The following is a 14,703-nucleotide window of genomic DNA, read 5'->3' as shown; positions in this document are numbered from 1 at the left end:
TCATTTTTTTACTTGAATAAAAGTCTTTAAATTCAATACTTTCATCACTCAAAAAAATATTTTTTAGTAAAACTGTATTGACTTTTACTAAAATGATGTTATCATATTAATAATAATATTTAAAACAACATCATTATTACTGATATTTTAAAAGAATTTTTTTTACTAAAAAGGAGGATAAAGACATAAAAAAGAATTATTTTGCCGATCTTATGTTGCTTCTTGTAGCAGTAATCTGGGGCACAGGCTTTACTGCATCCAAAATTGCCGTGGAAAGCGGCGTGCTTCCGTTTTGGATGATGACTCTCAGATTTGGCATTGCCGGTATTGCGCTATTATTTTTAATAATTTATCATAAATCAAAAATTACCAAAAAAGAAATAAAAGCCGGAATTATTACAGGGATATTTTTATATGCGGCTTTTGCCACACAGACAATAGGAATTCAGTATACAACATCAGCAAAAAACGCATTTCTTACCGGAACAAACGTAATTTTTGTACCATATTTATGCTGGATTATTTTCAGAAAAAAACCTGATAAATTTGCTTTATTTTCCACACTGCTGGCATTTTTCGGAATATGTCTTCTGTCTGTGGATACGAATGAGCTTGGAAGCCTTTCCATGAATAAGGGAGACATCTATACACTCTTTTGTGCATTATTTTTTGCCCTTCATATTATTGCACTTGATTATTTTACCAAAATCTACGACACTCTGATTCTGGCATTTTTACAAATAATCTTTGCATTTTTATTTTCTGCGGTTTCAGCGCTAATTACAGGACAGGTAAGCTTCGGGATAAGCAGCCAAGGTTTACTCGCCACTTTATATCTTGGTATATTCAGCACATTTCTGGCTTTTACCATACAGACAGCCGCACAAAAATACACCAGCTCCGCCAAAACAGTGGTGATCTTATCCACAGAAACAGTTTTCGGTGCAGTATTCTCAATACTTATTCTAAATGAACAGTTTACTACAAAATTACTTATAGGCTGTCTGTTTATATTTGCAGCAATAATAATTTCCGAAACAAAATTAAATTTTATATATAAATCTAGGAGGAATATAATATGAAAAAAATATTTATAATTAATCTGCTTTTGCTTCTTTTACTCATTTCATGCGGCGGAGGCAGCAAAAAAAATGAGGCTGCGGATGGTACCGTAACACTTAGATTCGCTACATGGGATTCAGGTGAAGCACTAAATATCCAGAAAGAAATAGCTAAAAAATTTGAAGAAAAAAATCCGAATATAAAGGTTCAGGTAGAAGCTTACGGTGACGGATTTGATCAAAAACTGGTAGCCGCATTCGGGGCCAAAGATGCTCCTGATGTTATGTATATGTGGGATTTCCCTACTTACGGCTCATCGCTTGAAGATCTTAACGCATATATTGAAAAGGACAGCTCTGTTGATATGAAGGATTTCTACGAAGGGCTTATGAACTATGTACAGCTTGACGGAAAAACATACGGAATACCTGCCGGATTTACCACACATGTAATTTATTTTAACAAAAAGCTTTTTGATGATGCAAATGTGCCTTATCCTACAGAGGAATGGACATGGGAGGAATTCGCAGAAAAAGCACAAAAATTAAGCAGACCCGAAGAAAAGGTATATGGTTTCGGTGTACTTGCAAAACCGGATCCTTATGATTTTGAACAGTTTTTATGGAGCTTCGGAAGCTCATATATAAGCCCTGACGGAAAAACACTTAAAGGATATATGGATTCTCCGGAAAGTGCTGCTGCTGCACAGCTTTTTGCAGATCTTGTAAAAAATAAAGCCGGGGTGCTTGTAGGCAGTAAAGATCAGCAGTCGGGAGACGATATATTCAAAGCCCAGAAGATTGCCATGTGGGAAAGCGGTATCTGGCCTATGAACGGATTTAAGTCAGCTGATATAGATTTTGGCGTTGCTCTTTTACCAAGAAAAGGAAACAATTCTCCGAAAAGTGTTATGAGTGTATCAGCTGTATCTATGTGGAAAGGTTCAAAGCATAAGGATGCAGCATGGGAATTTATTAAGTTTTATAACAGTGAAGAAGCAGCAAAATTAAGAGTGGCTGATCTTCCTGTAAGAAAATCCCTTGTTGAAAAATTTGAAATTCTTAATGACCCTATGATGGCACCATTTTACAAAATGCTGGAAACATCTGATAATACTCCTGCCTTCTTATTAAACAAAAACTGGAAGGAAGTCCAGAGAAATCTTGCAATGGCACTTGAAAATATTCTGATCGGAAATACTGATGCCAAGACAGGACTTGCTGATGTAGTTAATAAATCCGAACATTTACTAAACTAAAAGGAGTTTTGTATGAATACAGTTATTTCAAAAAAAACAAAAAAATTTAATCTTACTCCGTATTTATTTATATCGCCGTGGATTATAGGATTTTTGCTTTTTACCTTGGGACCTTTGATTTTTTCGCTGGTTATCAGCTTTTTTAACTGGCCTATTGTAGGAGATGCCGAATTTGTAGGTATAAAGAATTATCAGACTATGCTTACCAAAGATCCCCAGTTTTGGGCATCATTAGGGATAACATTAAAATTCTCATTTTTATTCGTTCCTTTAAATATTATTACTGCACTTATTCTTGCAATCCTTCTGAATCAAAATGTAAAGGGAAGCGGTATCTTTAAAACTATATTTTATCTTCCGTCTGTCATATCGGGTGTTGCTCTTGCCATGATCTGGTCATGGGTTTACAGCGGAGAATACGGAATTTTGAACTACTTTCTTTCACTTATACATATCCAGGGGCCTAATTGGCTTCTGGATTCCAAATGGGCTGTTATATCAATGGTACTGGCAAGCCTGTGGGGACAGGGAACCATGATGCTTATATTCCTTACAGGACTTAAGAATATACCTAAAGAGCTGTATGAGGCGGCAGAAGTAGACGGAGCTAATCCGGTTCAGAAATTCTTTAAGATTACTCTGCCAATGCTGAGTCCTACTATATTATTTAATGTTATTACCAGTATTATCAATGCATTCCAGCAGCTTACGCTTGCCCTTCTTCTTACGGGAGGAGGTCCTGCAGGGGCTACATATTTTTATGCAATGTATGTTTATGATAATGCTTTCAAGTATTTTAAAATGGGATACTCTTCAGCTAATGCATGGTTTATGTTTATTATTATTCTGCTTCTGACACTGCTTGTATTCAAATCCTCGTCTATGTGGGTTTACTATGAGGGTGAAGTATCCAAAACCAAAAAAACAAAGAAAAAATTCGGGTTTCTGAAAAAATCTTTTCAGAAGGCTTGATTATAATACCGCCGGCTACTCTGACAAGAGTTTCCGCATAACTATAAATAATATTTGAAAGGCCGAAATTTATGAAAAATATGAAAACAAATAAATTATTAAAAAATATCTTTATTTATGCATTGCTGATTTTTTGTTCACTGTTATTTTTGGCACCGTTTTATTGGATGTTCAGTACATCCGTAAAACCAAGCAATGAAGTTTTTCTTTTTCCTCCAAAGTGGATACCTTCTCATTTCAAATTTGAAAATTTTGGAAATGCGTGGCAGCTCCAGCCGTTTGGCATGTTTCTGAAAAACTCTCTTATTGTTGTAGGTATGACTACTGTAGCGCAGGTTTTTTCATCTTCATTGATTGCTTACGGCTTTGCCAGATTTGACTTCAAAGGGAAAAATTTTCTTTTTATAATTGTACTTGCCACAATGATGATTCCATGGGATGTTACTATGATCCCTCTTTATATGGAATTTAACTTATTCGGATGGATAAACACTCTAAAACCGCTTATTGTACCGTCATTCTTTGGTTCGGGATTCTTTATATTTATGCTGAGGCAGTTTCTGCTCGGAATTCCGAAGGAGCTTGACGAAGCAGCAAGAATAGACGGAGCAAATGCATTTCAGATTTACTGGAGAATATATCTTCCTCTGATGAAACCGGCTTTGATTCTTGTTGCTATATTTAATATTCTGAATACATGGAATGACTATCTCGGTCCCCTTATATTCCTGAATGACCAGAGCAAATATACACTTACACTTGGACTTGCGCAGTTTAAAGGTGTATTCGGCGTAGATACCACAGCTATTATGGCTATTACTACATTAATCTGTATTCCTCCCGTGCTTATTTTCTTTATCGCACAAAAACATATTGTGGAAGGGGTAAGCTCTACAGGATTAAAAGGCTGATTTTCTGATAATGCAGAATTTTCAGGCAATAGAAATAAATAAAAACTGTATCGAAAGGAAAAAAATGAAAATAAATATAGAAAATATTTCATTCAGCAGATATGGTTCTTTTCTTTCGGTAAGTTATTATAAGGAAGAAAAAGAACTCGGAAAAGGACTGTATATAAGAAATATACGCGGCGGAGACGAGGATTCCGGTGACTTCCTTCTGGCTGAAATGCTGGAAGACGGGGTTTTGGTGAATTATGGAATAGATATGGAGCCTGAAAGACTGAAACTTACAGGTAAAAAAGGCGAAATTGAGCTTATCATTTCTGAAAAGAATGAAATAAGAATCAGGGGAAAAAACTGTTCCCTCCGTCTTACGCTGAATAATCAGTCTTATGATCATATTATTTCACACGAAAATAATAACTGGGAGTTTAACAGTTACTCAAAGCATATAAAATCCATGTTTGTCCCTCTTTCTGGGAAAACTGTAATTACCGCACCATGGAATGAAGAAAGAAGCGAGAAGGTACAGGCAGAAATATGTGGCGAAAGCTTTGAGTGTGTTCTTCACTTTTATAAAAGCGTTTATCTCCCAAAAGAAAAATATAAAGATTTTGATCTGAGTCTTGAAGAAATAAAAAAAGAATTTTCTGCATGGCTGGAAAGCTTCCCTGTTCCCGTAAAGTATAAAGAAGAAAATGCTCTTGCAGCTTATGTTTTATGGAATAATACAGTTTACAGCGAGGGAGTTCTTACTCATGATGCAGTATATATGTCCAAAAACTGGATGACTAACATCTGGAGCTGGGATAACTGCTTTGTTGCCATGGCTCTTATAGAAAATCACCCCGAACTGGCATGGGCTCAGCTGGAAGCCTTTTATTCCCTACAGGATGAAAGCGGACTTTTCCCTGATTATATAAATGACAGATATGCTTCGTTCAGCTGCTGCAAGCCGCCTGTACACGGATGGGCTGTAAAATATATGTATGAAAAAAATCCGGAATTTTTCAAAGATAAGCTGGAAATGATTTATAACATGCTTTCCGGATGGACGAATTTCTGGCTCACATACAGAACTCATAAAAATGATCCTATCCCGAAATATTATCACGGAAATGATTCAGGCTGGGATAACAGCACTGTCTTTCATGACGGCGGTCCGCTGGAAAGTCCTGATCTGATCAGTTTTCTCATTTTACAGATGAATTATCTTTCAGAGCTGGCAAAAGAGCTTTCTTTGAATGATAAAACAGAATTCTGGAAAAATAAAAGCAATGAATTTCTAAAAATACTTATTAATGAATTCTGGAACGGCGAAAAATTTATTTCAAAAAAAATTGAAAATAATAAGAAAATTCCAGTCACAAAGGGAGATTCTCTAATTTCGTATATTCCGCTCATTCTGGGAAAGCTTCTTCCTGAAAATATTTCGGATAAAATGATTTCCGGTCTAAAAGAAGACGGAAGATTTCTCACTGATTACGGGCTGGCAACAGAAAGTCTGAAAAGTCCGTTTTATAATTCTGACGGATATTGGAGAGGACCTATATGGGCACCGGTTATGATGCTTATGACAGATGCTCTGTATCGCACGGGGGAAATTGAATTTTCAAAAGAGCTTTCTGCCAGATATCTGAATTTAGTACATACAGGCGGACTGGCTGAAAATTTTGATGCCAAAACCGGTAAAGGTCTGCGTGACAAAGGATTTGCCTGGACTTCAGCAGTATTTTTAATACTGAATAACAGTTTCGAAAGGACAAACGAATGAAAATATGGGAAAACATAAATATAAACAATATAAACAGACTAAAGCAAAGAGCTGATTTCAGACTTTACGATAATATTAATGCTGCCATTGACAACAGAAGAAAAAAAAATTCCAAAAATCTGAACGGAGTATGGAAATTTCTCTTTTTAGATGCGCCTGAGTATTCTCCTGAAGGCTTTTTTGAAAAGAGCTTTGACACATCAGACTGGGATAATATAACAGTACCGGGAAACTGGCAGATGCAGGGATATGGAAAAATGCATTATTCAGATTTATGGTATAACTTTCCTATTAATCCTCCCTATGTTCCTTCATTGAATCCCACAGGTATTTATAAAAGAACATTTTCAATTCCTGATTCATGGAAAAATGAAAGAATTATACTAAAATTTCATGGTGTGGACTCTGCATTTCATATTTATCTGAACGGCAAAGAAATAGGCTACAGCAAAGGTGCCAGATATGAAGCTGAATTTGATATTACAGATCATATTGTCCGAAACAGTGAAAACGACCTTACTGTAAGAGTTTATCAATGGTCGGACGGAACTTACCTAGAAGATCAGGATATGTGGTGGCTGAGCGGTATTTTCAGAGATGTGGAGATATATGCCGAGCCTTTTGACTGTATTGACGATATCTTTGTTACTACTGATCTTGATGAAAATTATACTGACTCTGTGCTGAATGTTTCTGTCAGCTTCAGGGGAAATGTACTGGGCTGTACCGTAAATTATCTGCTTCTTGATGATCAGGATAATGAAATACTTAATATTGAAAATAATCTAAACAGTAATTTTGATAATATAAGTGAAAAAATAGCAAATCCGAAAAAATGGTCTGCTGAAACTCCATATCTTTATACTTTCATCATTACACTAAAGAAAGAGGATCAGATTCTGGCAGTTGCCGGACAAAAGACCGGATTTAGAAAAATTGAAATCAAAGGCAATACCTTCACTGTTAATAATGTAGCAATAAAGCTCAAAGGCGTTAACAGACACGATTATAATCCTGCAAACGGACGTGTTGTTTCAAGAGAAGAGATGGAAAAAGATATTATTCTGATGAAACAAAATAATATAAACGCAGTAAGAACAGCACATTACCCTAACTCTTCCTGCTTTTATGACTTATGCGACGAATACGGTCTTTATGTAATCGACGAAGCTGATCTTGAATGTCATGGTTTTGAGCTTACGGAAAAATATGACTGGATTACTGATGATCCTGTCTGGAAAAGTGCTTATATCGACAGACTGGAAAGAATGATGGCAAGGGATAAAAATCACCCTTCGATAATTATGTGGTCTCTGGGAAATGAGTCAGCCTTCGGAGATAATTTCAGAGCTATGGCAGAATATGCTAAGAAAAATGACCCCACAAGGCTTGTCCATTATGAAGGTGATTTTGAAGCAGAAGTAACTGATGTTTTTTCTACTATGTATACGTGGCTTGAAAAAAATTCCCAGACACCTGAGGTAAAGAAAGTTTTTATGAAAGATATAGCTCTTACATCCAAAAAGCCTCACATTCTCTGTGAATATGCCCATGCGATGGGGAACGGACCGGGAAATTTCAAGGAATATCAGGATTTGTTTTATGAATACGAGCATCTGCAGGGGGGATTTGTATGGGAATGGTTTGATCACGGGATTCAGGCTTATGATAAAAATGGAAACTCTTATTATAAGTATGGCGGAGATTTCGGAGACAATCCTAATAATGGTAATTTTTGTATCGACGGATTATTGATGCCTGACAGAACTCCGTCACCAAGTCTTTTTGAATATAAAAAGATTATAGAGCCGGTAAAAACAGAGGCTGTTGATCTGAATAACGGAATTCTGAAACTGACAAGCCGTTATGATTTTATTAATCTTAATATTCTTACTATGTCTTACAGTGTTTACGAGGATAACAGGATCATAAAAAGCGGCAGTCTGGCTCTCGATATCTCAGCCAGAGATACAAAAAATATCTGTATAGAAGCGTTAAAAGAGATCAAATATAAAGATACACATGACTATTATCTTAATATCTCATACAGAACAAACAAACGCACTAACTGGTCTGACGAGGGACACGAGCTGGCTGCGGCACAGTTTTTGCTTAGTGAAAAAACAGAATTCTGCAATAAGAAAACGGATGGTTCCCTTTTAGTATCAGAAACACAGTCAGTACTAAATATTTACGGTCTTGATTTTAAATGTGCATTTGATAAAATTACCGGAAGAATGCTGTATGCAGAAAAAGACGGATTAAAAATTCTGGAAAACGGGCCTGAATTAAATTTTTGGCGTGCTCCTATTGATAATGATATGTATCTTCTCGAGGATTATTATAAAAAGTATTTTATGAACCTTATGACAGAAAATACTGAAAGCTTCCTGTATAATGCTGCTGATAATTATGTGGAGATATGTGTAAAGACAATAAATGGAGCGCCTAATGCCGCCTGGTATTATAAAAGTACATATCTGTATAAGGTTTTCGCTGACGGAACAATATTATTTGACATTGAGGGAATTCCTTCGGGGATTACAGCTCAGGCACCTGAAATGATCCCGCGTATCGGTGTAAAGCTCAGATTAAATAAAGCCTGTGAAAATGTGAGATGGCACGGGAAAGGACCCGGAGAGTCTTATCCTGATTCAAAAGAATCACAATTATTCGGCTTCTATGAAAATAATATAGACGGACTTTTTACAAACTATGTAAAACCGCAGGAAAACGGCAGCAGAAGCAGCTGCAGCTGGACAAGACTGCTTAATGACAGAGGTATGGGACTTATGGTTTACTCTCAGGATAAATTTGACTTTAGTGCAAGATTTTTTGAAGACTCTGATCTTGAATATGCGGGACACACGCCTGATCTAAAAAAGAGAGATTATATCACTCTGAATATCGATTACAAACAAAACGGCCTTGGTTCCAATTCATGCGGACAGTCCCAGATGGAAAAATATAAGTGCAGGTTTGAAAAATTCAGTTTATCTCTGAAAATTTCATTATATAATAACAAAGAAATAAACGATCTGGATTTAGCCGGAGAAAAAATTATTTTTTAACGCTGATATCTGAAAATCTTGACAAAATAAATCTATTATAATACTATTAAGTATAAATAATATCTGGAGGAAAATATGGCTACTATTAAGGATATTGCTGAAAAAGCTCATGTCTCTATAACTACGGTATCCAGGGTATTGAATTACGACAATACTCTTAAGGTTACCGACAAAACAAGAAAAAAAATATTTGAAATTGCTGAAAAACTGGAATATCTGAAAGAAAAGAAGCCGAAAAATAAAAAAAGCAGTTATAGTGTAAATATTATCAAAGGATATTCCGAGCAGGAAGAACTGGATGATATTTATTATCTTTCTACCAGACTTGCCATAGAAAAATCTTTAAAACAAAATAATGTAAAATATGAAATTTTAGAAAAAGATGCAATATCAGACAGCCTGAAAAAACTGGACGGAATTATTCTTACAGGACTTTTTTCCCAGAATGAAATAGATACTGTAAAAAAAATGAATCAAAATATTATTTTCAGTGATATTTACATAGAAGATGAAAATATAGACTGTGTAATATTTGATATAAGAAAATCTGTAAGAAAAGTTTTAGACTATCTGTTGAATTTAGGACATAAGAAAATTGGTTTTATAGGCGGTTCTGATGTCATAAACGGTGAAAATACCATAGATTTCAGACAGATTCACTATATTGAATATATGAAAGAGAAAAAGCTTTATAATGAAAGTTTTATAAAAATAGGAGCCTTTACTTCTGACTGCGGATATAAATATATGAATGAAATTTTAGACAGCTCCGAATATCCGAGTGCTTTCTTTCTTGCCAACGATTCTATTGCAATCGGGGCCTATAAAGCTGTAGAAGAGCATAAACTCTCAATTCCGGAAGATATTTCCATAGTAGGGTTTAATGATATCTCTATAACGCAGTATATGAGTCCTCCCCTTACTACTGTGAAAATATATACTGATTTTATGGGGGAAACTACAGTAAGTCTTCTTATGGAGCGTATCCGCGACGGCAGAAAGCTTAGTAAAAAAGTTATCCTCCCCACAGAACTTGTAATAAGAAAAAGCTGTATAGAAAAAAATACTGTCTCAAAATAATTTTTGAGGCAGTTTTTATGTGTAATATAAAAGAGGCTGCTGTGCCAAAAAGCCTCTTATCTATAATTATATTCAGTTAAATTTTATTTCATCATTCTGATAGCTGCTACAGCCTCTTTCAGTACTTTTACAGTTTCGTCCATTTCTTCTTTTGTATTAAAAACAGAAAAACTGAACCTTATTCCCCCTGCGACCTCTTCCTTAGTCAGTCCCATACTTTCCAGTATTCTGCTGTTTCCCTTTCTTGATGAACATGCCGACCCCGTCGAAACATATATCTTACTCATTCCGAGAAAATGTACCAGAACCTCACCCTGTATCCCTCTGAATGAAATATTCAATATATGCGGAACTGAATCTTCTTCAATGGTATTTACTCTTATATCACTTATTTCATTTTGGATTTTTTGCAAAAGATATTCTTTTACCTCTTTTATCTGTGCATTATCTTTGGAAAAATTTTCACAGGCAATCTGGACTGCTTTTCCAAAACCTATAATACCGGATGAATTCAAGGTTCTCTGCACCACTCCCTGTTCCTGATTCGATCCGAAAATAAGCGGTTTTATTTTCACATTTCCTGAAAGATAAATTGCTCCGGCACCTTTAGGTCCGTATACTTTATGACTGCTCACCGTTAATGCATCCAGACGGCATTTCGCAGGATTTATCTTTATGTGTCCCAGTCCCTGAACAAAATCAGAGTGAAAGTACACATTTTTATTTTTTTGTTTTATTATATTTCCAATTTTTTCCAAGTCCTGAATTACACCTGTCTCACTGTTTACAGCTATCACAGAAATCAAAACAGTATCATCACGTATACTGTCTGTAAGCTCATCAAGTTTTATCCTGCCGTCTGAGTCTACATTCAGATATGTCACCTCAAATCCGTTTCTTTCATATTCCTTAAATATCTCAAATATTGACGGGTGCTCTATTTTTGTAGTAATCAGATGTTTCCCCTGTCTTGGATTGCCGTTTATTATTCCCTGTATTATGATATTATTTCCCTCAGATCCTCCAGAAGTAAAATAAACCTCTTTTGTGCTGACACTCAGTGCGTCTGCTATAATCTGTCTGGATTTTTTTATTCTTTTGGCCGCCTGTAGCCCGAATTCATGCGCAGCATCGGGATTAGCATAATCATTCAGCAAAATATCATTTACAGTTTCCAAAACTTCTTCTCTCACTCTTGTACTTGCCGCATTATCTAAATATATCATTTTTACTCCTGATCCAGTACAGTATTATTCTGCAATCAGCTGAAAAGCAGACAGAATACTATACCAGTTTAAAATCTAATCTTATTTTTTTATTTTCTATGAGATACCCTATTTCCAGAATATCTTTATCCAATACCTCTATTTCCACATTATCAAATTGTATAGAGGTAGTTCCCGCAAAAAATCCTTTTTCATTTTTCTTTTTATAAACAATATCAAAAAAATACTTTCCCCCCGGTACTTTCATACTTTTGATATTTATTCTTTTCCCGTTTATTTTATATAAATAAAGATCTTCCGCGGTTTTTAAAAATGCTCCTTCATTTATTCTTGCTTTTCTTTCATACTTTCTTACTATCTTTAATTGCTTCGTCAGTACAAATACTGCCACCGAAGCAATTAAAGTAGAAATTGTATAAAATATATATTCAAGAATATTTAGACCGCCTTCGGCTTTTTCCTCTCCCAGCTTCAGATCAAATTCCAGACCGTTTCTGGCACCTTTTTTTTCTGTGGCGGTGACTATAACCTTGGTTCCCGGCGGATAATTATAAGGCTCAAAATAATACTCGCCTGCTATTCCATCTCTTTTATACTCCGCTTTTATCTCATGTGTTCCCGGCGACAGCTCGATAACACCGGGACTTATTATCCCTGTATACCTGTCATCTATTTTTGAAATACTGATATTCTTGCCCGGATAGATATAAACTCTCTCATTCACCGGAATTCCCATTACCCGGCCCTTAAAAGATATCTTAGGTGTTACCTGAATAAATATCAATATCAGATATATGACCATAATAAGTAAAATATAAATAATTTTTTTGAATTTACTCATCAATTCCTCCTGATATATTTTTTATTTATCCTTTAATTATTCTCAATTTTTTTGTAATAAGACTATGTTATTAATGTATTTTATATGATATAATGTGAAAAGAGGTGATAATAAATGGCTAAAACCGAAATAAGAGACTTCAATTTAAATATTCGAAATCGTCTACACCCCAATTTTGTCAATCATAAATCACAGATTATACTTAACAACTTATTCTGCATTCTAAATAATGATTACTACAAAAACATCTTAATATTTATGGAAATAAAAAATGAAGTTACCATTTCCAATGTTACAAAACAGTATAAAAACAAAAACTTTTTTATTCCAAAAACATTTAAAGATGGAACAATGAAAATAAATACTTTGGATACATCTAAACTTGTTAAAAATAAATTCGGTATTCTTGAATCTTCGGATACTGACTATGCCGATCCGGAAACTTTAGACCTTATTATTGTTCCGGGCGTGGTATTTGACCAGAATCTAAGCAGAATAGGCTATGGCAAAGGATTTTACGATAATTTTTTATCCTCTATTAAAAAATCTGTTTTAAAAGTTGGTGTATGTTATGATTTTCAACTATACGATAATATTCCTACCAGTAAGAATGATATAAAAATGGACCTTATTGTTACCGAGAAAAGAACGGTAATAAGCGATCATCCAAAATATTCAAAAACTTTTTTGGAATGTTATCTGCCTAGCACAATACCTGAGTAGATATTTCGGATATATTAATTTGATTCTCTTTCAGCACATGTATAGCATGTGCTATTTTATTTTCTTTTACCAAAACATAGTCTGTATTATAAGTAGAAACTACAAAAATACTTATTTCTTCTTTAGCCAGAATTCCGCTTATCTTGGCAATTATTCCAATTTCGCCGAAATCCAGAACTCCTTCTATTTTTAGACATTTAAATCCTTTTTCCTCATTTATTTTTTCATCAATTAATTCTGAATACTCTTCATTCAAAAGAACCGATACCTCATCATCAGTAATACAGAGATTAAAAAATGATTCTTTGAATTTTTCAAAATTAATCTTGGAAATATCTTTTACCTGTACAACCGAGTAAACACCCGGCAATAGCTTCATGTTTAATTTCATTCTCTCTCCTCTAATTTTTCTTATTCTGAAAGTTTCTTTAAAGTATCACCGGTTACTCTGTATTTTATCCATTCATCCTGACTGTCAGCTCCCAGACTTTCATAAAAATCTATTGAGGGCTTATTCCAATCAAGAACAGACCATTCCAGTCTTCCAAAATCATTTTCATCACATATTTCCGCGAGCTTTTTTAGAAGCCCTTTACCAAGACCCTTACCTCGGAATTTCTCTTTTACATAAAGATCTTCAAGATATATTCCCGGTTTCCCCAGAAAAGTAGAGTAACTGTGAAAATATAAGGCCATCCCTGCAGGTTCACCGTCATATTCAGCTATTAATACTTTTGCATACTCAGTATCAAACAGTGTTTTTTTCAGTAAAGATTCATCCGCAGTTACTTCATGCAGTAATTTTTCATATACTGCCAGTTCCTTTATAAACTCCAGAATGATCCCAGTATCATTTTCCTGTGCTTCACGTATTTTTATAAGTTCCTTCATCTGTCTAGAAAACCTCCCAAAAAATTTGTTATATTCCCGCAAAAACAGATTAAATCTGCTTATAACATAATATAACATTTCTATATCAATAAAATCAACACTTTATTTTAAAAAAACATTATTTTTACTCAGATTATACATTCTTAGCAATAGCAGATAAAATCATATACAAATTGGTATTATACGGTAAACTGCTGAAAACCACGCCTTTCAAAATAATATTAATAAAAAATGAGCCTTATTTTTTACACGCCCATTTTACAAAACTTTTTCCCAAAAGATTTGTTTTTAGTACTTCTATTTTGAATAGCTTTTCTTAAAAAATTCCGCAAATCTTTTTGCTTCCTCATTTTGCTTTACCGGAATAACAACATTGTCAGGATCCTGATTAATCATTTCAGGGACACTGAACTGAATATATTTTTTAGGAAGTCTTTTATCCCGTATTGTTATTTCTTTTGACAGCCAGCTTATTTTCGCCTTGTCAATTTCGGATTTTTTCAGATATACAGGTGATCCGTATGACTCCATATCAATATCTATCGGCAGTATCACTATCTCTTCCCCGCCTGTGTCAAAGCCTACTGCATAACTGGAATATGTATAGGTAGTTTTACGGACAACCACAAAGTTAGTCATTCCTACATCTACTCCACAGCCGTATACTACAGAAAAACGGCTGTGATCCGGTATTACCTTATTGAATAATTCCTGAACTTTTTTATAATTAGCCAGACATACCTCATCAGAAAATTTTTTTGCCATAAATCCCTCCGTTTTTTCACTTTTATATAAAATACCATAATAAATTTTACCCTGTTTTTTAGCAAAAGCAATATTACTTTACAGTTTATTTTATAAAAAAATTACCCTGATAAAAATCAGGGTAATATATATGTATAA

General features: G+C 34.6%; 13 protein-coding genes. 8 read left to right on the top strand and 5 right to left on the bottom strand.

What is annotated here, in order from left to right; genetic code table 11:
* The first annotated feature begins 212 nt into the window (after nt 1-212).
* The 7 genes from STERM_RS03540 (at nt 213) to STERM_RS03510 (ending at nt 10,119) form a co-directional block, all read left to right on the top strand.
* Nucleotides 213-1,082 (top strand): DMT family transporter, encoded by an 870-nt coding sequence (locus STERM_RS03540; RefSeq protein WP_012860188.1) that lies wholly within the window; start codon nt 213-215, stop codon nt 1,080-1,082.
* Entirely contained in the window at nt 1,079-2,320 is a 1,242-nt protein-coding gene (locus STERM_RS03535) for an ABC transporter substrate-binding protein (protein WP_012860187.1), read from the top strand. The genes STERM_RS03540 and STERM_RS03535 overlap by 4 nt, the downstream gene beginning before the upstream one ends.
* 12 nt (nt 2,321-2,332) lie before the next feature.
* Complete coding sequence (locus STERM_RS03530; RefSeq protein WP_012860186.1) at nt 2,333-3,292, top strand: carbohydrate ABC transporter permease; 960 nt, start codon at nt 2,333-2,335, stop codon at nt 3,290-3,292.
* Nucleotides 3,293-3,372: 80 nt separating this feature from the next.
* Entirely contained in the window at nt 3,373-4,203 is an 831-nt protein-coding gene (locus STERM_RS03525) for a carbohydrate ABC transporter permease (RefSeq protein ID WP_041310373.1), read from the top strand.
* A 10-nt stretch (nt 4,204-4,213) separates the two neighbouring features.
* Nucleotides 4,214-5,968: an amylo-alpha-1,6-glucosidase gene (locus STERM_RS03520; protein ID WP_049768966.1), complete on the top strand. Its 1,755-nt coding sequence runs from the start codon at nt 4,214-4,216 to the stop codon at nt 5,966-5,968.
* Nucleotides 5,965-9,039: a beta-galactosidase subunit alpha gene (gene ebgA / locus STERM_RS03515; RefSeq protein ID WP_012860183.1), complete on the top strand. Its 3,075-nt coding sequence runs from the start codon at nt 5,965-5,967 to the stop codon at nt 9,037-9,039. Before STERM_RS03520 ends, ebgA begins: the two co-directional genes overlap by 4 nt.
* A gap of 75 nt (nt 9,040-9,114) precedes the next feature.
* Nucleotides 9,115-10,119, top strand: a complete 1,005-nt coding sequence (locus STERM_RS03510; RefSeq protein ID WP_012860182.1) for a LacI family DNA-binding transcriptional regulator — start codon at nt 9,115-9,117, stop codon at nt 10,117-10,119.
* An 83-nt stretch (nt 10,120-10,202) separates the two neighbouring features.
* Here STERM_RS03510 and STERM_RS03505 read toward each other — a convergent pair whose 3' ends face one another.
* Nucleotides 10,203-11,345, bottom strand: coding sequence for a cysteine desulfurase family protein (locus STERM_RS03505; RefSeq protein ID WP_012860181.1), 1,143 nt, complete (start codon nt 11,343-11,345; stop codon nt 10,203-10,205).
* A 58-nt stretch (nt 11,346-11,403) separates the two neighbouring features.
* The gene (locus tag STERM_RS03500; protein ID WP_012860180.1) at nt 11,404-12,186 is read right to left on the bottom strand and encodes a hypothetical protein; all 783 of its coding nucleotides are present in this window, start codon (nt 12,184-12,186) and stop codon (nt 11,404-11,406) included.
* A 114-nt stretch (nt 12,187-12,300) separates the two neighbouring features.
* On the opposite strand from STERM_RS03500, the gene STERM_RS03495 reads away from it, so the two are divergent.
* The gene (locus STERM_RS03495; RefSeq protein WP_012860179.1) at nt 12,301-12,909 is read left to right on the top strand and encodes a 5-formyltetrahydrofolate cyclo-ligase; all 609 of its coding nucleotides are present in this window, start codon (nt 12,301-12,303) and stop codon (nt 12,907-12,909) included.
* On the opposite strand, the gene STERM_RS03490 is transcribed toward STERM_RS03495, so the two are convergent.
* The 3 genes from STERM_RS03490 to STERM_RS03480 form a co-directional block, all read right to left on the bottom strand.
* On the bottom strand, nt 12,890-13,300 hold the full coding sequence (locus STERM_RS03490) for an ACT domain-containing protein (RefSeq protein ID WP_012860178.1): 411 nt from the start codon (nt 13,298-13,300) through the stop codon (nt 12,890-12,892). The two genes, STERM_RS03495 and STERM_RS03490, sit on opposite strands and share 20 nt — an antisense overlap.
* A 20-nt stretch (nt 13,301-13,320) precedes the next feature.
* Nucleotides 13,321-13,800 carry a GNAT family N-acetyltransferase gene (locus STERM_RS03485; RefSeq protein ID WP_012860177.1) on the bottom strand — a complete coding sequence of 160 codons (480 nt, stop codon included), beginning with the start codon at nt 13,798-13,800 and terminating at the stop codon, nt 13,321-13,323.
* A gap of 297 nt (nt 13,801-14,097) precedes the next feature.
* Complete coding sequence (locus STERM_RS03480; protein ID WP_012860176.1) at nt 14,098-14,565, bottom strand: hypothetical protein; 468 nt, start codon at nt 14,563-14,565, stop codon at nt 14,098-14,100.
* Between the last annotated feature and the right edge of the window lie 138 nt (nt 14,566-14,703).

Origin of the sequence: Sebaldella termitidis ATCC 33386 (assembly GCF_000024405.1) — a bacterium.
Taxonomy (GTDB): domain Bacteria; phylum Fusobacteriota; class Fusobacteriia; order Fusobacteriales; family Leptotrichiaceae; genus Sebaldella; species Sebaldella termitidis.
This window is presented reverse-complemented; position numbering and strand designations above follow the sequence as displayed.

Bases quoted from the DNA above. Each gene is read 5' to 3' on its own strand.
- STERM_RS03540 (WP_012860188.1), top strand. From the start codon at position 213: ATGTTGCTTCTTGTAGCAGTAATCTGGGGCACAGGCTTTACTGCATCC.
- STERM_RS03535 (WP_012860187.1), top strand. From the start codon at position 1,079: ATGAAAAAAATATTTATAATTAATCTGCTTTTGCTTCTTTTACTCATT.
- STERM_RS03530 (WP_012860186.1), top strand. From the start codon at position 2,333: ATGAATACAGTTATTTCAAAAAAAACAAAAAAATTTAATCTTACTCCG.
- STERM_RS03525 (WP_041310373.1), top strand. From the start codon at position 3,373: ATGAAAACAAATAAATTATTAAAAAATATCTTTATTTATGCATTGCTG.
- STERM_RS03520 (WP_049768966.1), top strand. From the start codon at position 4,214: ATGCAGAATTTTCAGGCAATAGAAATAAATAAAAACTGTATCGAAAGG.
- ebgA (WP_012860183.1), top strand. From the start codon at position 5,965: ATGAAAATATGGGAAAACATAAATATAAACAATATAAACAGACTAAAG.
- STERM_RS03510 (WP_012860182.1), top strand. From the start codon at position 9,115: ATGGCTACTATTAAGGATATTGCTGAAAAAGCTCATGTCTCTATAACT.
- STERM_RS03505 (WP_012860181.1), bottom strand. From the start codon at position 11,345: ATGATATATTTAGATAATGCGGCAAGTACAAGAGTGAGAGAAGAAGTT.
- STERM_RS03500 (WP_012860180.1), bottom strand. From the start codon at position 12,186: ATGAGTAAATTCAAAAAAATTATTTATATTTTACTTATTATGGTCATA.
- STERM_RS03495 (WP_012860179.1), top strand. From the start codon at position 12,301: ATGGCTAAAACCGAAATAAGAGACTTCAATTTAAATATTCGAAATCGT.
- STERM_RS03490 (WP_012860178.1), bottom strand. From the start codon at position 13,300: ATGAAATTAAACATGAAGCTATTGCCGGGTGTTTACTCGGTTGTACAG.
- STERM_RS03485 (WP_012860177.1), bottom strand. From the start codon at position 13,800: ATGAAGGAACTTATAAAAATACGTGAAGCACAGGAAAATGATACTGGG.
- STERM_RS03480 (WP_012860176.1), bottom strand. From the start codon at position 14,565: ATGGCAAAAAAATTTTCTGATGAGGTATGTCTGGCTAATTATAAAAAA.